Source organism: Aequorivita vitellina (genome assembly GCF_022008365.1).
Taxonomy (GTDB): domain Bacteria; phylum Bacteroidota; class Bacteroidia; order Flavobacteriales; family Flavobacteriaceae; genus Aequorivita; species Aequorivita vitellina.
In genome coordinates, this window is sequence record NZ_JAIRBA010000043.1 from 1 (window position 1) to 20500 (window position 20500).

A 20500-nucleotide genomic window follows, 5' to 3' on the forward strand; every position below is an offset into this window, starting at 1 on the left:
GTTCTTCCATCCGGATTTAGTGCTAAAAAGGTAAGTGTTTCCAGATTTGAAATATCGATGGTTGTGGTTCCGCCATCCTCATCTGTGTAAGTAAAGGTACCATTACCATTATCTACTATAGTTGTAAGGGTTTCAAAGTTATTTACTAACGCACCAAGATCGATGTTAGTTATTATCCCGTCTTCATCGGTGTACTCTAGTGTATAACCATTTGCATTTAACGCCAACGAAGTTAGCGTTTCTAGGTTTGAAATATCTATTGTGGTTGGGTCGCCGTTTTCATCAGTATATGTAAATGTACCATCGCCATTATCAACAATTGTGGTAAGCGTCTCAAAAGTGTCAATTACAGTTCCAAGATCAATACTGGTTACAACACCGTCTTCATCTGTGTATTCAAGCGTGTGGCCATCTGCTTTTAATTCAAGAAATGTAAGAGTTTCAAGATCTGAGATGTCTATGATTATAATATCCCCATTTTGGTCATAGTAGTAAAAATTATTATTTACAACATCCCAAAAAACAATGTAGTCTGGCAAATCTGTCTCCGTTAGAAGCCTATTCCATTTATTTTGATACCAGTAGTAATAACCTGGCGATAGCGTGGCGTTGGTACTAATATTGTAAACCAACAAACTCTCCAGATTACCAGCCGAAATGGTGGATTGATCTGTTATACCGGTCAAAGGAACTTGAGGTATCATAATACCTCTATTCGAAGATTTAATTTCTAACTGCGTTGAAGGATTGGGCATGTCTGTGCCAATACCAACCTGAGCGAAAAGAAAATTACCACTGATAAATATCAGTAGGAGTAGTAATTTTTTCATAATGATAAGATTTGGAGGGGGTAAGAACGTTGATCAAATTCAAGCAAATCTATAATTAATTATTGCTTTTACCAAATTTATTGTTAAATCTGAAAAGAATTATTAGCCAAGTTTTGGATTCACTAAAATTATATTTATAAGAAAATTCAGACTAATTAATCAGGCAATTAAGAGTAAATTTATAAAGTTATCTGTAATAACCTTAATTAATTATTTGACTCAACTATCTGTAAAAAAGATGGTTAAGTCGTAATTCTAAAATATTTTGAGTTTAAAATTATCTGTCTTCAATAAATGGAGGTTCAATAATTAAATTATAATTTTCTATTGAAATAATTTTGTGAAAATTTATTCCGTAATTTACTGATTTGTAGGAATTAACTTATTGTCAGTTGAAAAATTTGACTTCTAAATTAACACTAACTAAACGTAAATTAAACTTTGTGTTATTTTAAATTTCGGTAAAATGGATTAGTCTATTTGCTAAAAGTTTTAGCTAAACTTCTTCAAAGAAATATAGTTTTCATTCCTATAGAGAATGAATAAGATACATTTTTCGAAAGCATAATTCTTCCCTAAAATACAGCAAAACCATCGTCGGTACTTTTAATACAATTTCTAATTAACGTATCTTGCAGGTCTATTTAAAAGTGAAATTATGACAGAGAATAAAATTAAAAATTACATTCAAGCGGTTTTGGAAAATATGCCGAATGATTGGTTAAACTTAACCACACACCGACTTGATATTTACGATGAACAATTAGCAAAAACACAGTTTTTAAATCAATTTGAAAGTTTATACAATAAAAATAATTTTGAAAAATCGGCGCTTATTGAATTACCCACAGCGTACGATTATATACGTTTGGGGCATCCTTTGTCATCTATATTAGAATGGGCAATCGCTAATTTAAATCACCTACATTCAGAAAATGTAATCAGTTTTTCTTCTAAGACAATACCCGTTATGGCGATTCTTAGAAAAAACTTACTCGATAATAAAACCACTCAAATATTTTACGTCGACGAATTACCCAAAGCTTTTAATGCTGAAAAATTACGCGATGTTTATGGATATAATTTTAGTTTAACAAAAATTGAAAAATCAGAAGATATTGTAAGGGATCGAGCTAACGGAACTACAGTCTTCATTTCGCAAAACCCTGAAATTGGTAAACCCGATTTAAACGCGAACATAGACTTTATTGTCAATCTTTACGGGCATTTAGGCAGTGTGTTAATAGTTAACAAGACACAGGAAAAAAGCTACATTTCAGAAATACAACACGTACGAAGAAGAGAGACTATCGCTATGACTCCGGCTAATTCCTACACAGCTTTAAAAATTTTAGCAGGCAATTCCACCTACAGCGATGAGATGTGCCACAGCAAAAATAATAAGTTTGATGCAGATAAATCTAGCGTAGTAGATTCAATAAGAGGTATTACCGGCTCACATTCTAAAGTACAAGTAGCCTCAAGTGGATTGTCTATTCAGTATGCAATTATGATGGGACTCGTAGATGATGCACTCGAAAATCACAAAGGAAAAGCCATTAAATTTATTGTTCCTCCAAATTGTTATGGTGGTACCAACGATCAAGCAAGACGTGTTGCCGCTTGTATTGAAAATGTTGAAGTTATAGATTTACTTGTCGATGGAGACAATGAAATGGTAAAAAGTATAGAAAGCATTTTAGATAAGGTGGCACATGAAGACGCTATTCCGTATATAATTGCCGAAATTCCAACAAACCCAAGAGTAGAAGTTCCCAATCTTGAAAAATTAAAAACGGCTTTAAGTGCCGTGCGTAAAACAAAAAACCAAGATATAGCCGCCGCTCCTGTATTTATTTTGGACCAAACTTTTTGTCCCAATGTTCACTTTTTAGGTGAAGGCGAAATTCTCTCAACGGTTAAAACTATTGCCTATGTTAGCGGCTCCAAGTTTCCAAGCGGTGGAAGAGTTACCGCTGGTTACTGTGTAGGAAATACAAAAACAGAAACGCTGATGGATAAAATAAAGTTGCATTTAAATCTTTGCGATAATGAGGCTACAGATCTTCAATATGAAATTTTAGCCCAACAACTCCCTTCAATGACGCAAAGAATTGCGGAAGCATATAAAAACACACGTGAATTTGTGAATTTTATTCACGACGTTTTACCAAAGGCTAATATCAATTTTGTTTCAAATGAATTGGCTGCGCAAGGATTTACACCTTCAGTGTTTTCCTTAGATCTGCCTACAAAAGGAAATACAGATGAAGAAAGAGAAGCGTATAAAAGAGCTTTAAATCTAAAGTTAATTAATGCAATGATTACTGAAATCCCTACTGAATGCAAGTTTTGTGTTAGTTACGGACAATTAAAAGGGAGTTATTGGACAATTCCAGCAACCTCTACGCAGGGCACAACTAAGGAAGGCGACAAAGATTATATTGTACGAGCGTCACTGTCGCCCAAATTGGATCTAGCGAGACATAAAAAGGTATTTTCAGATTTTGTGGAAAGTATTAAATAACTGTAAGATAGATTGGCAAAAACCGAAATCAATTCTTCAGAAACTAGACTGATTCTTAGTGCTTTCGCCACAATTTAAAACATTTGATAATATAAATTTATAGATTTTGTGCTACGACATAAAAGCAAGTTTAGAATCTCAACTAAAAAGAGCAAGGCGAAAGGGCGATGCATTGGCAATTGAAGAGATAGTAGAAAAACTTGTGCCACTTACAGACCTACCGCTTTATCACGTCTCTGGTTTTAGCCATCCTGAACTGCTTATTTATACAGACCGATCTCCAGAATTTCCAGAAGTTGCCACCTGGGGGCTTGTTCCACATTGGGTAAAAAATCAAGGGGATTTAAAAAAGCAGTGGAATAATACATTGAACGCTAGGGGAGAGACCATTTTTGAAAAACCCTCTTTTCGCACTTCGGCAAAAAATAACCGCTGTTTAATTTTTGTCGATGGTTTTTACGAGCATCATCATTTTAACGGTAAAACCTATCCTTTTTATATTTTCCGAAAAGATGAAAAACCAATGGCGCTGGCCGGGTTGTGGAGCGATTGGAAAAACCCAGAAACTGGCGGAATTCTGAAAACTTTTTCAATAGTAACCACGAATGGAAATGCATTGTTAGCGAAAATTCACAACAATCCAAAATTGAAAGGACCCCGAATGCCAGTAATACTACCTACTGAACTTGAAGATAACTGGCTAAATCCAATTAATGATGAACTCGATATAATAAAAATCAAAGAATTGATAATGGAATATCCAGCAGATGAACTAATGGCACATACCGTTGCGAAATTGCGCGGAAAGGAATATCTGGGGAATGTGGAATCAATTTCAAAAAAGGTTAACTACAGTGATCTCGAATTTTAAAAGGAAGGAATAAAGCGCAAAAATAGAGTTAGCGCTTCCTATTAATTTTAATCGAAATTAAAACAATACGAGAAACTTAAATTCTAGCTTAAGAAAGTTTCTTTCTGAAAAAAACATTTTGAAAAAAATTTATTTTCTCGCCGTTCGTTATTCTTCCCAATTATACTAACCAATTGTTGCGCGCAGCACCTTTACTGTAAAAATATTCGAATATTGCGATTGCAATTACAATTGTTGGCATAATAAGCGATTGAGGCCCCATAACTTGCACGATGTCCATAGCAAATACCCAATACAATTGTAAAATTAATATTGCAAGAAGTGAAAAGCCAAAAAAGCCGACAGCTAACTTTTTACGCATTAGTAATAATACGCTCGCGATAGCGCCTCCAAAAACAGCGATGGCATAAATATAGATACCCCAAGCGGGGGCGTTGTTCATGAGTTCTACTTGTTCAGGAGGCATTGTGGTTTTCATTTCATCGGTCATTAAAAAATTTTCTGATAACCAAAAATATACCCCAATTAAATTCCACAAAAGTGCGAGTACAGCGATGATCCAAAACGATTTGTTTAGTTTGGTTTTTGCATTCATAAAAAATTGTTTTTTAGGTTGTTAGTATAAATATAGTTTTTTTTGAAGTAGTATGTATCGGTTGTAGCAAAAACTCGTCTTTTTTTCTTCTAATACTAAAACTTATCTTTACTGTTTTAAATAAATTTTTATGAATCCAACCATTCCCAAATCGGTGTTTAGTTTTTTATTAAAACTAAAAAGAAACAATAACCGCGAGTGGATGGCAGGGCATAAACCAGAATATTTAGTCAATGAAAAGATTTTAAAAGAATTTTATGAGACTCTGGAAAATGGACTAAATACATCCGATGAAATAGCTAAAACCAAGATTTTCCGTATTAATCGAGATATTCGTTTTAGTAAAAATAAAACTCCGTATAATGTTCATAGAAGTGTAAGTTTCAGCAGAGCGGGAGCAATGCGCCGTGGCGGTTATTATTTACGCTTAGAACCTGGAAATAGTTATATGGCCGGTGGTTTTTTTAGTCCCAAACCTGCCGATCTACTTAGAATTCGTAAAGAATTTGAAATGGACAGTTCAGAAATTCGAGAGATTTTAAATCAAAAAGACTTTAAAGAAGCATTTGGTGATTTCAGTCGGGGAAATGCGGTAAAAACAGCCCCGAAAGGATTTAATAGAACCGACGTGAATATAGATTTAATAAAACTCAAGAATTTTGTTGTAAAACATCACTTCTCAGATGACGAAGTATTCGCGCCAGAATTTTCAGAAAATGTGCTGCATTACTATTTGCTTCTTCGCCCTTTCTTCAATTATATGAGTGATATATTGACGACAGACTTAAACGGAGTTTCCATTATTGAATAAGTAATTATACATAAAAACGAAAAGAGCCTTCGATGAGGAAGGCTCTTATAAATTTTATTTATTTAAAGTATTTATTTCAATCTGAAAGTAACTCTTCGCACTAACTGTCTTGCAGGTGAAGAAGATTTATCTACAGTTGTATCTTCACCGCCACCGCGATATGATAATCTTCCTTCTGAAACACCAGAGGCGATTAAAATTTCATATACACGTTTTGCTCTGTTCTCTGAAAGAGTTTGGTTGTATGCTGGCGAACCAATTTCGTCTGCATAGCCTATCAATTCTGCATTTGCAGATGGATGATCCTTCATATACTTAATTAAATAGTTTATTGCTTCTAATGAATAAGTTTCAGGCTTATCACTATTAAATTTAAAGTAAACATTTACATATCCTTTATTCAATAATTCTTCAATTGTTCCTTTATCATCTACAACGGTACTACCAACTCGAACATATCTTGCATCTAATGGACTTTCAAGCTCATCTGGAATACCATTTTCGTTTTTATCAACAGCAACACCTTTACTGTCAACTGTTACACCAGAGACAGTATTTGGTTCGCGATCTAAATAATCTGGTACGCCATCTTGGTCTGAATCGATAAGATCGGTTTCAATTTTTGAAATTCGCTCTTCGTGGTCTGCAAGTTTATCTTCAAATACACTTGCTTCTGTAGCCCAGTCGGCGTGTTTTTCGTGTTTTCCTAAGTAGAAAGTAAGTCCAACTGAAAAATTAACCATAAGCCCATCGAACCCGCGAATTCTAGTTGTAGAGGTTCCGTCCCAAGTATAGTCTTGACGTACATTACCAATCATAGAAACATCAGTAGTTAAAGCTACCCGATTTCCAAGTTTAAGTTGTGGCGAAAGTCCAATGATTGCGTGTAACATTTGGTCGTTACTATCGCGATCTATCGGTTCCTTCGGACTTAGTTGTGAGTAACCAATACCCCCGTGAGCTAAAAGTCCAATTCTATTTGTCCAATTTTCAAAATTTAAAACTGAACCCACATTCGCAACACCTTGCAAGGAGACTCTGTAATAGTTAGTTTTAAATGGAAGACTGTTATCGTCCTCTTGAAGTGTGCTGTAGCCAAAATCTAATTTAAGTCCACCGCGATTATTAAACATATAGCGGGCTCCTAAACTTACTTGTCCAAATGCTGGTGTGTCCGTACTATAATTGCCTGCAAAAGGTTTGCCCGGCTTATGTAATCCACCTGCAACTTCAACAGACCATTTGTTGTATTCAAACGACTGTTCTTCTTGTGCATAAATGAAATACGCGGAAAATAGTAATAACGGAAGGATTAATTTTTTCATGATTGTTTTATTTATTGGTCAGAATAAGAACAAATTTAAGGAAAAATATACCAGTCAAGGCATCAATTTTTAAAACATTTAACATAGCTGTTAAAACATTGTTAGTATTAATGGCATTCTAGGATTCTATTAAAGCGCTTATCTTATCAAAAATCAACAAGTTGTCCTTAATGCGTTCTTTAACTATATTCATCATACGTTTATTTAAAGCGGAGGAATTTTGTATATAAAGATCAAATTCGACTAATGTAAATTGACCGATAATAATTCCTTTTAAAGAATTTCGGAATTTCATATCCTTATGAATTGCATTTTCAACATAGTCTAACTTTTTTTCAACACTTAGACCGTAATACACATTTTTGTGTTTGTTTACGTAATTTTTAAAAGCTGCAAGTAATAAATGGTGTTGTAACTTTATTACGGGTCGCAATGTTTTATTTTGAAAACACTCTTCGGCAGACATATTTGATGATATTCTAGCCGAAGGAATGTCGGGGCGCATAAGTAATAATTGAGTGTCTCGTGTGTCCATAATATGGTTTTCAATAAAATTAAAATTAATATAGGTACCTTTTCAAAAACGAGAATTTAGTTATAAACGTTCTTTCAACAAAACGAGGGAATGTTGCTATATTTGATAATGTAAGCCACAAAACCAACAAGATTAATTTTAAAAACGAATTTATATATGAAAGTATTTTCCGCAGAACAATTATACAATGCAGACAAAGTAACCATTGAAAAGCAGGGGATTACTTCCGAAGCTTTAATGGAACGTGCCGGAAAACAAATATTCCAATGGTTACACAAACATTTAAATGGGGCACCTGTGCCTATTCGTATTTTTGCAGGCATTGGCAATAATGGCGGCGACGGTTTGGTAATTGGTCGCTTATTAATTGAACATGGGTACGATGTAGTTGTTTACGTTGTGAATTGTAGTGATAAACGTTCAGATAATTTCCTGCTTAATTACAACAAGATTAAAAATGTTACAAAAAATTGGCCCATATTAATGAAAAGCGAAGCTGATTTTCCAAAAATAAACGACGACGATTTTATTGTTGATGCTATTTTCGGAATTGGCCTTAACCGATGTCCCGGCGGATGGGTAAAAAAACTAATCTTACATTTAAACCAAAGCAAAGCATTTAAGTTAGCGGTTGATATTCCTAGTGGGCTTTATCCAAATTTACCGATAGAAGATAAAAATGCGGTACTGAAAGCAGATCATACAATTACATTTCAAACACCAAAACTAGCTTTTTTCCTGCCCGAAACGGCAGCATATGTTTCAAATTTTGATGTGTTGGAGATTGGGTTGGACATTCAATTTCTTCAATCTGTTGAACCATTAGCACAATTAATTGCGAAACCCCAGGCACAATTATTCTATAAACAACGTAACAAATTTGATCATAAAGGAACATTTGGTCACGTTTTAATTGTTGCCGGAAGTTATGGCAAACTTGGTGCTGCAGTGCTTTCAACCAAAGCTGCATTTAAGGCTGGCGCCGGAATGGTTACCACATTTATACCCAAATGTGGATATAATATCTTGCAAACCACCGTTCCCGAAGCCATGGTAATTACCGATAAAGAAGAAGAATTTATTAGTGACATTGCTTTTGATTTTAAGCCATCAGCCATTGCCATTGGTATGGGGATTGGAAAAAACACAGCCACAGTAGAAGCTTTGAAAAAAGTGTTTCAGAATAAAGACACCCCTTTTGTTATTGATGCCGACGCTTTAAATATTATTTCAGAAAATAAAACTTTGTTGAAATTGCTGCCGAAGAATTCCGTTTTAACGCCGCACCCCGGCGAACTTAAACGACTAATTGGTACTTGGGAAAATGACTACCACAAACTTGAAAAAGCAAAAAAGTTTTCAGAAAAGTACAAGGTTGTTTTAATAATTAAAGGAGCGTATACCGTTATTGTTTATGGAAGCAAATTATATATAAATACCACTGGAAACCCTGGGATGGGAACAGCAGGCAGTGGCGATGCTTTAAGTGGAATTATTGCTGGTTTGCTTTCGCAAGGATACGATGCTTTGTTGGCCGCTGTATTTGGAGTTTACTTACACGGCAAAGCCGGCGATATAGCTGGTGCACATTTGGGTATTGACGCTGTTATGGCTGGCGATATAATAAACAATGTTTCCGAAGCATATTTAGAGCTGTTTAAAATAGATGAGCCTGAAAAATCAATTACCAATACAACCAAATAACCACAAATTCAGAAATAGGTTTTTATTTATTTCTGAATTTGTGGAGATAAATTTAAGAGACTGAAAAATTACAATAGGGCGTCCAAGGTTTCTCTCAATTTTGGATCGGAAGGTCTTGGAGCATCTGCCGAAACAATATTACCTTGCGGGTCAATTAAAATGAATCGAGGAATTCCTAAAATTCCATAGTCTTCTACAAATTTCGATTTCCAATTGCTGTCTGCCATTAGTTGTATTCCTCCCAATTGTTTTTCTGAAACCATTGTTTTCCATTTGTTGTAATCCTTCGCCTCGTCTATCGAAATACTCACTACCTGCACATTTTTGTTTTCGTATTCTTCTTCAAATTCTTTCAAAAATGGAATTTCTCGCAAACAGGGTCCGCACCAGGTAGCCCATACATCTATATAAACATATTTCCCTTTTAAACTTTCCAAAGTAGTAGTTCCGCCTTTGTGGTTTTCATACTCAAATGTTGGCGATGGATTACCTTTGGTAATTGTTTTTAGCTTGTTGTAACGTTCGGTAAGTTTTGTTAGGTTTTCTGGATTTGGCTCACTGTTTTTATAAATATTATAAGCTTCGTCTAAGGTTTCATCGGGTTTAAGGCCGAACATTAAATAACTACTCATTATTTTATCTTTCGCATAACCGTTTGGTAAATTTTCCGCTACCTTTTTCAGATACAAAATGTTTTCACTTTGTGAATCTTCTGAAAGGTCTTCATCAACCAATCTATTAAAGTGGGCGTCAAGTAAATTTTGATAGGCTGTAGAGTTGCGATAGGCAAGAGTGTCTTTAAAGTCTATGTTTTTTAATTCGTCATAAAAACTATCAGAAACCTGATAATCTGCATTACCCGTGTAGTAGCTGTGTGCATTTTTATAATTTTCAATTAAACTTGCTCGCGTATATGCATCTTCTTTTTTAAGGTTTTTCTTGAAATTTTCATTTGAAATTTTATTGACTTCGTATAAGCTATCGATACTTTTTTGGTTTTTGTCTAAAGCTGTTTTAAAATCGGTTTCGTTCAGGGAAAAAATTTCTTTGTAATTTAAATTTTGTTCGTTCCAGAGGTATTTGGCAGCGATAAAATTGTTAACGCTTGCTAAATCGCCCGTGTAATTAAGAGTTTCGTCAAATTCGTTAGCATCGAGGGTAACGGAAAGATTTTTACCCTTTTCTAAATAAATATTCGTGCGTTCACGACCAACATACATTTCGTAAAAACCATCTGTTTTTATATTTAGCGTATCTGAAAAAGTTCCGTTCTCGCTAATTGGAGTTCTATACTCAAAGCCGTTACCGCGCACAAAGACAGTCTCTCCAGTATTATTTTCAACGACGCCGCTAATTAATGAGTATTGTGGCTTTTCTTCCTGTTTACAGGCAATAACAAATAGCACTATAAAAAACACACTTATTTTTTTCATTGATTTATTTTTTAAATTATTTGTAAAATTACATATTGAATTAACAATTATAAACATTGTGAGCTGTTTATTTTAAATCTTAAATTTAGACAGATTATCGTCTTTAATGGTTTTTGAAACATGGAAAACTGGTATAGCAATTAAAAAACAGTATTTTTGCGAAAAGAACACCTACTTAATGAAAACACATTATATAAGCTCAGAAATTCTCGATCTTTCCGTAATCAAAGATATTATTGAAAACCACAAGACGCTCGGACTTTCTGAAGAGGCGCAACTTAATATTAAAAAGTCTCGCGAATATCTAATTCATAAAATGAAGGATAACGAAACCCCGGTTTATGGCATAAACACTGGGTTTGGTTCTTTGTGCAACGTGAAAATTACTTCCGAAAACCTTTCGCAACTGCAGGAAAACTTAGTAATGTCTCACGCTTGTGGGACAGGAGAATTTGTGCCAAAACCCATTATAAAAATAATGCTTTTGCTAAAAATACAATCGCTTAGTTATGGGTATAGCGGAGTGCAAATTGAAACCGTAGAACGACTAATAGATTTATATAATAATGATATTCTGCCTGTGATTTACACACAGGGAAGTTTAGGAGCTTCGGGAGACTTAGCACCCTTGGCGCATCTTTCTTTACCGCTTTTAGGTAAAGGCGAAGTTTATTATGGAGGCGAGCGCATAGCTTCAGAAAAAGTGCTTAAAAAGTTTAATTGGCAACCTATAAAACTTCAAGCCAAAGAAGGACTGGCTTTGCTCAACGGAACCCAATTTATGAGTGCTTACGGCGTGTATATTCTTCTAAAAAGTTATAAAATTTCGTATTTGGCCGATTTAATTGGCGCTATTTCCGTAGATGCTTTTGATTGTAATATGAGTCCGTTTAACGCCTTGGTGCATTTGGTTAGACCGCAAAGGGGACAAGTGAAAACTGCCGAGCAACTTCTGGAATTTTTAGAAGGTAGTGAATTGGGTCTTTCTGAAAAGAAAAATGTGCAAGACCCGTATTCATTCCGTTGTATTCCGCAAGTTCACGGTGCGACCAAAGACACTATAGGTTTTGTTCACAAAACATTTAAAACCGAAATTAATTCGGTAACAGACAATCCCAATATATTTGTAAAAGAAGATGTTATTATTTCTGGTGGAAATTTTCACGGGCAGCCCTTAGCACTTGCATTAGATTATTTGGCAATTGCAATGGCCGAGCTTGGAAATATTTCGGAAAGAAGAACTTATCAATTAGTTTCTGGCTTGCGTAATTTGCCTGCATTTCTTGTAGATAATCCTGGGTTAAATAGTGGTTTTATGATTCCGCAATACACTGCAGCGAGTATTGTAAGCCAAAATAAACAATTGGCAGCCCCAGCCTCTGTAGATTCTATTGTGTCGTCAAATGGGCAAGAAGACCACGTAAGTATGGGAGCCAATGGCGCTACAAAATGTTTACGTGTAATTGAAAATATTGAAACAATTCTTGCTATTGAATTGATGAATGCTTCGCAAGCGTTAAAATTTAGAGAACCCAAAAAATCTTCGCCGTTTATAGAGTCATTTTTAAAACCCTATCGCTCTATTGTTCCATTTATGGAGAATGATCGTGTGTTAGCAGATGACATTCACGCGAGTGATGCGTTTTTGCAATCACTAAATATTGATGCAGATATTCTTTTTGGTTAAATAGGTGTTTTAGTGTTGCAAAAAGTAAAAAATTATGAGGTTTCTTTTTACATTCTTTACAATGTTATTTTTTTCACTCTCGCTTATCGGGCAAGATTATACGCCCATACTCAACCATGAAAATGAATGGCATTTTACCACCTGTTACTTTGGGTGCTACTCAGATAAATATTACACAGATGGCGATACGCTCGTAAATGGAAAAACGTATAAAATATTGGATGGCTACCACTTTATATCCCGTACTTTTTTATTGCGCGAAGAAGTAGCAGAAAAGAAACTTTACTTCTTAAAAATACGTCCTAGTGGCGGCATTGACGAATATTTGTTATACGATTTTACACTGCGGGTTGGCGACACTATAAATATGCAAAATCCTATAACTCCATTTCCAGAAGAAGGAGGTTATTTTAGGTTAGATTCTATTATACCGCGACCATTAGTAGATGGACAGAATTACGATTATTTTTATTTTTCGCCCACCCCATCTAATCCCATAAGTACTGACAATGCAATCTGGGTAGAGGGGGTAGGTTCGCTTTCTTTAATTAATGCGCCGGGAGGTTTTCCAGATTTAAATGGAGTGGGTGCCTTGAGTTGTTATTTTAAAGGTAGGGATGTGTTTTATGCCAATTTAGATTCTATAGACGACTGCACACCACTTTTTATGGGGGTTCCAGAAAGTAATTTGGAAAAAGTTATAGTATCAAAATTGCACGGTACGCAAACCTTTTTACTACACAATGCGCAGAACATAACGCAACTCACACTTTTTAGTTTAAACGGTAAGAAACTTAAAACCATACACCATAATTTTACACAAACAATTTCATTAGATTTGGCGGGTTTTGATTCTGGAACCTACATAGTTTTGACGAAAGGAATAGGGGGCAGCGCGAAGACTTTTAAAATAATTAAATAGTAATTTGCGTTATTCATTGTGTTTAAGAATAATACTATCAATCCATTTTTTGGCAATTTCTAAATTATTAAAATGTTCAAAAGGAATTTTCATAAACCTTTTTTCTACTTCCACATTAGTTTTCTTTAAACCAGTTTTTGAAACGATAGCAAACCCAATTAAATTATCAATTTTTGATGTTTGTAAATACACCATAGGGTTTACTGCGTAACTATTAATGCGGTACGTAATATAACCGAAAGGTCTATTTTTAAAATATTTTTCTGAAATTTCAATTAAATACGTATTGTATTCTGGTTTAACAGTTATCCCTTCATTCATATACACCACGATATAATTTTGAAAAATATGTCCTTCCCCAAACTCTAAGTGTATTTTTTCTATCATAAATAGTTGATTTATATCTCTAATTTAGACATTAATAATGAATTAATTATTAAAAAATGTGAGGATAAATCGAAAATTAATAAAATATTAATAAAAAATCCCCCAATTATTTATTGGAGGATTTTGTGTTATACCGAAAATTTAAGGTTCTAGGTTTCTGTTGTTTTCTTTTGTTTCTTGATTTTTATAGTAAGCTCATTGGCTTTTTCATCAAGATCCATCAGTATTGTATCGCCTTCGTGCAGACTACTGTTTATTATTTCTTCGGCCAAAGCATCTTCAATGTATTTTTGAATAGCTCTATTTAATGGACGCGCACCATATTGCTTATCAAAACCTTTGTCTGCAATAAAATCTTTTGCCTTCTCGGTAAGCTTAAGTTCGTATCCTAAATCTGAAATTCGAATAAATAATTTATCCAGTTCAATATCTATGATTTTATGAATGTCTTCTCTTTCCAAGGCATTGAAAACCATAACGTCGTCTATACGGTTCAAAAATTCTGGTGCGAACGTTTTCTTTAAGGCATTTTCAATTACACTTTTAGTGTGCGATTCTTCTTGACTCTTTTTGGCCGAAGTACCAAAACCAACTCCTTGTCCAAAATCTTTTAATTGTCTGGCTCCAATGTTGGAAGTCATGATGATGATCGTATTTCTAAAATCAACTTTTCGTCCAAGGCTGTCTGTTAAGTAACCATCATCTAAAACTTGAAGTAACATATTGAAAACATCAGGGTGTGCTTTTTCAATTTCATCTAACAGCAGCACCGCGTATGGTTTTCTTCTAATTTTTTCGGTTAATTGTCCACCTTCCTCATAACCTACGTACCCAGGAGGTGCACCAACTAGACGAGAGATGGAAAATTTTTCCATATACTCGCTCATATCTATTCGCACTAATGCCGTGTCTGAGTCAAATAACTCCCGAGCTAAAACTTTTGCAAGCTGTGTTTTTCCAACTCCAGTTTGCCCTAAAAATATAAACGAACCAATGGGTTTGTTGGGATCTTTTAGGCCAGCACGGTTTCGTTGTATTGCTTTTACCACTTTGGCAACGGCTTGGTCTTGCCCAATCACTTTTCCTTTAATTCGGTCGGGTAGGGCAGCTAATTTTGTGCTTTCCGTTTGCGCGATTCGGCTTACAGGAACCCCGGTCATCATAGAAATTACTTCGGCAACATTTTCTTCCGAAACGGTTTCCTTATGTAATTTTGAATCGGCTTCCCATTGCTCTTGTTGCACGGCAAGTTCTTTTTCAATATTTTTCTCGTCGTCTCTAAGTTTAGCGGCTTCTTCGTATTTCTGTTTTTTAACCACGGTGTTTTTTAGTTCACGCACTTCTTCCAATTCCTTTTCAAGCTGAAGAATTTTTTCGGGTACGTGAATATTTGTAATGTGTACACGAGAACCGGCTTCATCTAAAGCATCAATGGCTTTATCTGGTAGAAATCGCTCGGTCATATACCTATTTGTTAATTTAACACAAGCTTCAATTGCTTCATCTGTATAATTAACATTGTGGTGTGCTTCGTACTTATCTTTAATATTTTGAAGAATTTCAATGGTTTCCTCAACCGTGGTTGGTTCTACCAATACTTTTTGAAAACGTCTTTCAAGAGCGCCGTCTTTTTCAATATATTGACGATATTCGTCTAATGTAGTTGCACCAATGCATTGAATTTCGCCTCGTGCCAAAGCTGGCTTAAACATATTTGAAGCATCCAAAGAACCCGTGGCGCCACCGGCACCCACGATTGTATGAATTTCATCTATAAAAAGAATAATGTCGTCATTCTTTTCAAGCTCGTTCATTACGGCTTTCATGCGCTCTTCAAACTGGCCACGATATTTGGTTCCAGCAACAAGGCTCGCCAAATCTAATGTCACCACTCTTTTATCATAAAGAATTCTAGAAACTTTTCGTTGAATAATCCGCAGGGCTAAACCTTCGGCAATGGCAGATTTACCAACACCGGGCTCACCAATTAGCAGTGGATTGTTTTTCTTTCTGCGGCTTAAAATTTGTGAAACGCGTTGTATTTCATTTTCACGGCCTACTACGGGGTCTAGTTTTCCTTCTTCTGCCATTGCAGTAAGGTCTCTTCCGAAGTTATCTAAAACTGGCGTTTTCGATTTTTTATTCGATTTTGCGGCAGTTCCCGAAAACAGGTTTTCTTTGCCAGGATCTTCGGCCGAAGCACCTTCATCGTTTGGAAACGATTCGGCGCTTGGGGTATCTATATAATCGTCTTCGTTTGTAATCATAAGTTTAAACTGGTTTTTAACCACGTCATAATCCACCTTCATCTTGTTCAACAATTTTGTAGTTGGGTCATTTTCATTCCGAAGAATGCACAAAAGTAAATGCGCCGTATTGATAGAATTGCTCTGAAAAAGTTTGGCTTCCAAAAAGGTAGTCTTCAGGGCTCTTTCTGCTTGGCGAGTTAGGTGCAAATTCTTTTTATCGTTTGTATTTGTAGTAACGCCCGGATTGGCTGGGCTTAATATTTCTACTTTTCTTCGTAAATGGTTTAAGTCTATTGCAAGTGCATTAAGAATAGTCACTGCTTTACCGCTCCCGTCTCTTAGAAGACCGAGCATTAAATGCTCAGTTCCAATAAAATCGTGACCTAAACGCAGTGCCTCTTCTTTACTGTAGGCTATAACATCTTTTACTCTTGGGGAAAAATTATCATCCATATTTTAAATCCTCTTCTTCTGTTTGGTACTAAATTAACCAAAATAGGACAAAAACTGTTCCTATTTAAAATGATTTTAGTAAAAGGACAAAATATATACTGTAAATCAAAGAATATAGCACGATACTTATTAACGTTTTTACCCCCTAAATTTGTTAATAAATTCGTGAATATCGCATGGCAATAACCCCTGTTAAACCTACAGAAATGTGTATCTTGCTCCATTAATTTAACCACGATTATTAAACCTATTTTTTATGGCTGATGGAGATAAAATAATTCCAATAAACATTGAAGATGAAATGAAATCTGCCTACATCGATTATTCGATGTCGGTCATAGTGTCACGTGCCCTGCCAGATGTTCGTGATGGAATGAAACCTGTTCACCGAAGAGTACTCTATGGAATGCACGAATTAGGCATTAGAGCAACAGGTGCACATAAAAAATCTGCGAGAATTGTTGGAGAGGTGCTAGGTAAGTATCACCCACACGGAGATACATCTGTTTACGATGCTATGGTACGTATGGCACAGGAGTGGAGCTTGCGTTACCTATTGGTAGATGGCCAAGGAAACTTTGGTTCTGTGGATGGCGACAGCCCAGCTGCCATGCGATATACAGAAGCGAGAATGCAGAAAATTTCGGAAGAAATGCTAGCAGATATCGATAAAGAAACCGTAGATCACCAACTTAACTTTGACGATACATTAAAAGAACCAACCGTTCTCCCAACGCGTGTTCCAGGACTATTAATAAATGGCGCTTCGGGTATTGCCGTGGGTATGGCAACCAATATGCCACCACACAACCTTACCGAAGTGGTAAATGGAACAATTGCGTATATAGAAAATAACGATATTGAAATTGATGAGCTAATGCAGCACATCAAAGCTCCCGATTTTCCAACCGGCGGAATTATTTATGGCTACGATGGCGTTCGGGAAGCTTTTAAAACTGGTCGTGGTCGTGTAGTCATGCGTGCCAAAGCCGGTTTTGAAGAAGTCAACGGCCGTGAATGCATAGTTGTTTCTGAAATACCCTATCAAGTTAATAAAGCGGAAATGATTAAAAAAACCGCAGACTTGGTTAACGATAAGAAAATTGATGGTATTTCAAACATTCGCGATGAAAGCGATAGAAAGGGAATGCGCATTGTTTACATTTTAAAACGCGATGCGGTGCCAAACATTGTATTAAACACCCTTTATAAATACACAGCGTTGCAGTCCAGTTTTAGCGTAAACAATATTGCTTTGGTAAATGGAAGGCCGCAAATGCTAAATTTAAAAGAACTAATCCATTATTTTGTGGAACACCGCCACGAGGTGGTTGTGCGCCGTACCGAATATTTACTTCGAAAAGCAGAGGAACGCGCCCACATTTTAGAAGGGTTAATCATTGCTTCAGATAATATAGACGAAGTTATACGCTTAATTAGAGCATCGTCTAATGCAGACGAAGCAAGAGAAAAGCTAATTGAAGCCTTTAAGCTAACCGAAATTCAAGCAAAAGCCATTGTAGAAATGCGCTTGCGCCAATTAACGGGGCTAGAACAAGACAAATTGCGTAGCGAGTATGAAGAATTGATGAAAACAATTCAGGATTACAAAGATATTCTCGCAAACAAAGAGCGCAGAATGCAAATTATAAAAGAAGAACTTGAAGAAATTCGCGCAAAATACGGCGATGAGCGCAGATCTACAATTGAATATGCTGGTGGCGACGTAAGCATTACAGATTTAATTGCAGACGAACAGGTGGTTTTAACCATTTCGCATGCTGGGTATATTAAACGTACTTCACTTTCTGAATACAAAACACAAAACAGAGGTGGTGTAGGACAAAAAGCTTCGGCTACGAGAAATGAAGATTTCTTAGAACACCTTTTTGTAGGTACAAATCATCAATATATGATGTTCTTTACACAAAAAGGAAAGTGCTTCTGGATGCGAGTTTTTGAAATTCCTGAAGGAACACGAACATCTAAAGGTAGGGCAATCCAAAACCTTATAAATATTGAACCAGATGATAAAGTAAAAGCATTCATTTGTACTCAAGATTTAAAAGATGAAGAATACATAAATAGTCATTACGTAATTATGGCTACCAAAAAAGGCCAAGTTAAAAAAACACCGTTAGAACAATACTCTAGACCACGTACCAATGGTATTAATGCAATTACCATTAGAGAAGATGACGAGTTAATTGAAGCAAAATTAACTACTGGTAACAGCCAAGTTATGTTGGCAGTGCGTTCTGGTAAGGCAATTAGATTTGAAGAGGAAAAAACCAGAGCAATGGGAAGAAATGCTTCTGGAGTTCGCGGCATTAGATTGGGCGATGAAAGCGACGAGGTTATCGGAATGATTGCAGTAGATGAAAATGATTCAGATATACTTGTTGTTTCTGAAAATGGATACGGAAAACGCTCATCTATTGAAGATTACCGAATTACCAATCGCGGTGGAAAAGGAGTTAAGACTATTAATATTACCGAAAAAACTGGTAAATTAGTCGCCATTAAAAATGTGACCGATGAAGACGATTTAATGATTATTAACAAATCGGGAATTGCTATTAGAATGGCGGTGGCTGATCTTCGTGTGATGGGGCGTGCAACCCAAGGTGTACGTCTAATAAAAGTAAGAGAAGACGACGCGATTGCAGCAGTTGCAAAAGCCATGAAAAATGAAGAAGACGATGAATTGGAGAATTTAGACGAAAGCAATGATGGCATTACTCTTGATAATAACGAATCTCAAACCGAAAATAACGAATAAATATTTACACATGAAAACACGAATATTAATAACAGGACTGGCTTTTGTATCTGCTATTTCATTTGGACAAAAAAAGGAAATTAGAAAAGCCGAAAAAGCTATAAAGTCTAATGAATACAGTGAGGCTTTATCTTACCTAAATGAGGCTGAACCTATGCTAAGCGCTGTTGATAACGAGATGAAAGCACAGTTTTATGCGGCGAGAGGTCAGGCACTTTTTGGAACGGGAGGAGCCGATTTTAATAAATTAAAAGGTGCTGCTGAAGCATATAGCAAGGCAATTGAACTAGATCCAAAAATTGAAATTCAGATTGGCGATCAAATTCAAAATCTACGTGCAACTTTGATAAATGGAGCAATAAAAGATCAAAATGCACAAAACTATAAAATGGCAACAGACAAACTATATACCAGTTATATGGTTACAAAGAAAGATACATCAGATTTGTATTTTGCGGCCGGAAATGCGGTAAATGGCAAAGATTACGACAGTGCCCTAAAATACTACCAAATGCTATTAGACATGGGGTATAGTGGAGCAACAATAGAATACGTTGCAACCAACAAAACCACTGGCGAAGTTGAAGCCTTTGATAACGAAAAACTTAGAGATTTTGCCGTAAAATCTGGTGAATATATTAAACCAGAAGCAAATGTAGCCGAATCGAGAAAGGGTGAAATACTTCGAAATATGACCCTTATTTATATCGAAAAAGGAGATACCGAAAAAGCAAAAAGCCTAATAGAAACTGCAAGAGCAGAAAATCCAAACGATGTATTTTTGATGCGCGCTGATGCCGATATGAGTTATAAAATGGGTGATAATGTGCGTTACAATGAGTTAATGGAGAAAATTGTAGCTACAGATCCTGAAAACCCAGAAATTTATTTCAATTTAGGAATTAGTAACGACCAACTAGGGAATAAGGAAAAAGCGCTAGAATACTACAACAAAGCACTAGAATTAAAACCCGATTACGAAGGTGCGTTAATAAACATCGCCGCTTTAAAATTATCTGGAGAGGATGCAATTGTTGAAGAGATGAACAGCTTAGGAAACTCATCTGCCGATAATAAAAGATACGACGAACTAAAAAAGATACGCGAAAATGCTTATAAAGATGCAATGCCGTACCTTGAAAAAGCTAATGCTATTAACCCATCGAATCAAAACGTACTCCGGTATTTAATGAATATTTACAGTCAAATAGGAGAAGATGCGAAATATAAAGCGGTTAAAGCAAAACTAGATGCTTTAGAAGCTCAAAATTAAAACTTACTATTGCTTATAATTAAAAGAGGTCGTCTAAAAACTAATTAGGCGGCCTTTTATTTTATGCGCTACTTTTTAAGACCTTTCCCGGATTGGGTTATTGAGTTAATTGTTAT

General features: G+C 35.6%; 14 protein-coding genes and 1 pseudogene. 8 read left to right on the top strand and 7 right to left on the bottom strand.

What is annotated here, in order from left to right:
• A pseudogene (locus K8089_RS15120) lies at positions 1-830 on the bottom strand (hypothetical protein); the annotation flags it as partial.
• 658 nt (positions 831-1488) lie between these two features.
• Here K8089_RS15120 and K8089_RS15125 point away from each other — a divergent pair.
• Both K8089_RS15125 and K8089_RS15130 read left to right on the top strand, forming a co-directional pair.
• Positions 1489-3357 (top strand): PLP-dependent aminotransferase family protein, encoded by a 1869-nt coding sequence (locus K8089_RS15125; protein ID WP_237604136.1) that lies wholly within the window; start codon positions 1489-1491, stop codon positions 3355-3357.
• A 106-nt stretch (positions 3358-3463) separates the two neighbouring features.
• On the top strand, positions 3464-4228 hold the full coding sequence (locus K8089_RS15130) for an SOS response-associated peptidase (RefSeq protein WP_237604137.1): 765 nt from the start codon (positions 3464-3466) through the stop codon (positions 4226-4228).
• A gap of 160 nt (positions 4229-4388) precedes the next feature.
• Here K8089_RS15130 and K8089_RS15135 read toward each other — a convergent pair whose 3' ends face one another.
• Positions 4389-4823, bottom strand: coding sequence for a hypothetical protein (locus tag K8089_RS15135; protein ID WP_237604138.1), 435 nt, complete (start codon positions 4821-4823; stop codon positions 4389-4391).
• Between the two features lie 130 nt (positions 4824-4953).
• On the opposite strand from K8089_RS15135, the gene K8089_RS15140 reads away from it, so the two are divergent.
• Positions 4954-5634, top strand: a complete 681-nt coding sequence (locus tag K8089_RS15140; RefSeq protein ID WP_237604139.1) for a DUF2461 domain-containing protein — start codon at positions 4954-4956, stop codon at positions 5632-5634.
• 71 nt (positions 5635-5705) lie between these two features.
• Here K8089_RS15140 and K8089_RS15145 read toward each other — a convergent pair whose 3' ends face one another.
• Positions 5706-6959 carry an OmpA family protein gene (locus K8089_RS15145; protein ID WP_237604140.1) on the bottom strand — a complete coding sequence of 418 codons (1254 nt, stop codon included), beginning with the start codon at positions 6957-6959 and terminating at the stop codon, positions 5706-5708.
• 118 nt (positions 6960-7077) lie between these two features.
• Positions 7078-7494, bottom strand: a complete 417-nt coding sequence (locus tag K8089_RS15150) for a glyoxalase (RefSeq protein ID WP_237604141.1) — start codon at positions 7492-7494, stop codon at positions 7078-7080.
• Positions 7495-7650: 156 nt separating this feature from the next.
• On the opposite strand from K8089_RS15150, the gene K8089_RS15155 reads away from it, so the two are divergent.
• Positions 7651-9198 (top strand): NAD(P)H-hydrate dehydratase, encoded by a 1548-nt coding sequence (locus K8089_RS15155; RefSeq protein WP_237604142.1) that lies wholly within the window; start codon positions 7651-7653, stop codon positions 9196-9198.
• Between the two features lie 68 nt (positions 9199-9266).
• Here K8089_RS15155 and K8089_RS15160 read toward each other — a convergent pair whose 3' ends face one another.
• On the bottom strand, positions 9267-10631 hold the full coding sequence (locus K8089_RS15160) for a TlpA family protein disulfide reductase (RefSeq protein ID WP_237604143.1): 1365 nt from the start codon (positions 10629-10631) through the stop codon (positions 9267-9269).
• A gap of 178 nt (positions 10632-10809) precedes the next feature.
• Between K8089_RS15160 and hutH the strand changes: the two genes are divergently transcribed.
• Together hutH and K8089_RS15170 are read left to right on the top strand one after the other, a co-directional pair.
• Positions 10810-12318 (top strand): histidine ammonia-lyase, encoded by a 1509-nt coding sequence (gene hutH / locus K8089_RS15165; protein WP_237604144.1) that lies wholly within the window; start codon positions 10810-10812, stop codon positions 12316-12318.
• A 34-nt stretch (positions 12319-12352) separates the two neighbouring features.
• A complete protein-coding gene (locus K8089_RS15170) occupies positions 12353-13240 on the top strand; it encodes a T9SS type A sorting domain-containing protein (protein ID WP_237604145.1) in 888 nt (295 codons plus the stop codon).
• A 9-nt stretch (positions 13241-13249) separates the two neighbouring features.
• Here K8089_RS15170 and K8089_RS15175 read toward each other — a convergent pair whose 3' ends face one another.
• Together K8089_RS15175 and K8089_RS15180 are read right to left on the bottom strand one after the other, a co-directional pair.
• The gene (locus tag K8089_RS15175; protein ID WP_237604146.1) at positions 13250-13627 is read right to left on the bottom strand and encodes a hypothetical protein; all 378 of its coding nucleotides are present in this window, start codon (positions 13625-13627) and stop codon (positions 13250-13252) included.
• Between the two features lie 149 nt (positions 13628-13776).
• Positions 13777-16329 (bottom strand): ATP-dependent Clp protease ATP-binding subunit, encoded by a 2553-nt coding sequence (locus K8089_RS15180; protein WP_237604147.1) that lies wholly within the window; start codon positions 16327-16329, stop codon positions 13777-13779.
• Between the two features lie 256 nt (positions 16330-16585).
• Between K8089_RS15180 and gyrA the strand changes: the two genes are divergently transcribed.
• On the top strand, positions 16586-19111 hold the full coding sequence (gene gyrA, locus K8089_RS15185) for a DNA gyrase subunit A (protein WP_237604148.1): 2526 nt from the start codon (positions 16586-16588) through the stop codon (positions 19109-19111).
• Positions 19112-19121: 10 nt separating this feature from the next.
• Complete coding sequence (locus tag K8089_RS15190; protein WP_237604149.1) at positions 19122-20384, top strand: tetratricopeptide repeat protein; 1263 nt, start codon at positions 19122-19124, stop codon at positions 20382-20384.
• Positions 20385-20500 lie beyond the last annotated feature (116 nt).

Excerpts from the sequence above, each read along its gene's own strand:
- gyrA (WP_237604148.1), top strand. The coding sequence starts at position 16,586 with ATGGCTGATGGAGATAAAATAATTCCAATAAACATTGAAGATGAAATG.
- K8089_RS15140 (WP_237604139.1), top strand. The coding sequence starts at position 4,954 with ATGAATCCAACCATTCCCAAATCGGTGTTTAGTTTTTTATTAAAACTA.
- K8089_RS15155 (WP_237604142.1), top strand. The coding sequence starts at position 7,651 with ATGAAAGTATTTTCCGCAGAACAATTATACAATGCAGACAAAGTAACC.
- K8089_RS15190 (WP_237604149.1), top strand. The coding sequence starts at position 19,122 with ATGAAAACACGAATATTAATAACAGGACTGGCTTTTGTATCTGCTATT.
- K8089_RS15160 (WP_237604143.1), bottom strand. The coding sequence starts at position 10,631 with ATGAAAAAAATAAGTGTGTTTTTTATAGTGCTATTTGTTATTGCCTGT.
- K8089_RS15145 (WP_237604140.1), bottom strand. The coding sequence starts at position 6,959 with ATGAAAAAATTAATCCTTCCGTTATTACTATTTTCCGCGTATTTCATT.
- K8089_RS15150 (WP_237604141.1), bottom strand. The coding sequence starts at position 7,494 with ATGGACACACGAGACACTCAATTATTACTTATGCGCCCCGACATTCCT.
- K8089_RS15125 (WP_237604136.1), top strand. The coding sequence starts at position 1,489 with ATGACAGAGAATAAAATTAAAAATTACATTCAAGCGGTTTTGGAAAAT.
- K8089_RS15180 (WP_237604147.1), bottom strand. The coding sequence starts at position 16,329 with ATGGATGATAATTTTTCCCCAAGAGTAAAAGATGTTATAGCCTACAGT.
- K8089_RS15135 (WP_237604138.1), bottom strand. The coding sequence starts at position 4,823 with ATGAATGCAAAAACCAAACTAAACAAATCGTTTTGGATCATCGCTGTA.
- K8089_RS15170 (WP_237604145.1), top strand. The coding sequence starts at position 12,353 with ATGAGGTTTCTTTTTACATTCTTTACAATGTTATTTTTTTCACTCTCG.
- hutH (WP_237604144.1), top strand. The coding sequence starts at position 10,810 with ATGAAAACACATTATATAAGCTCAGAAATTCTCGATCTTTCCGTAATC.
- K8089_RS15175 (WP_237604146.1), bottom strand. The coding sequence starts at position 13,627 with ATGATAGAAAAAATACACTTAGAGTTTGGGGAAGGACATATTTTTCAA.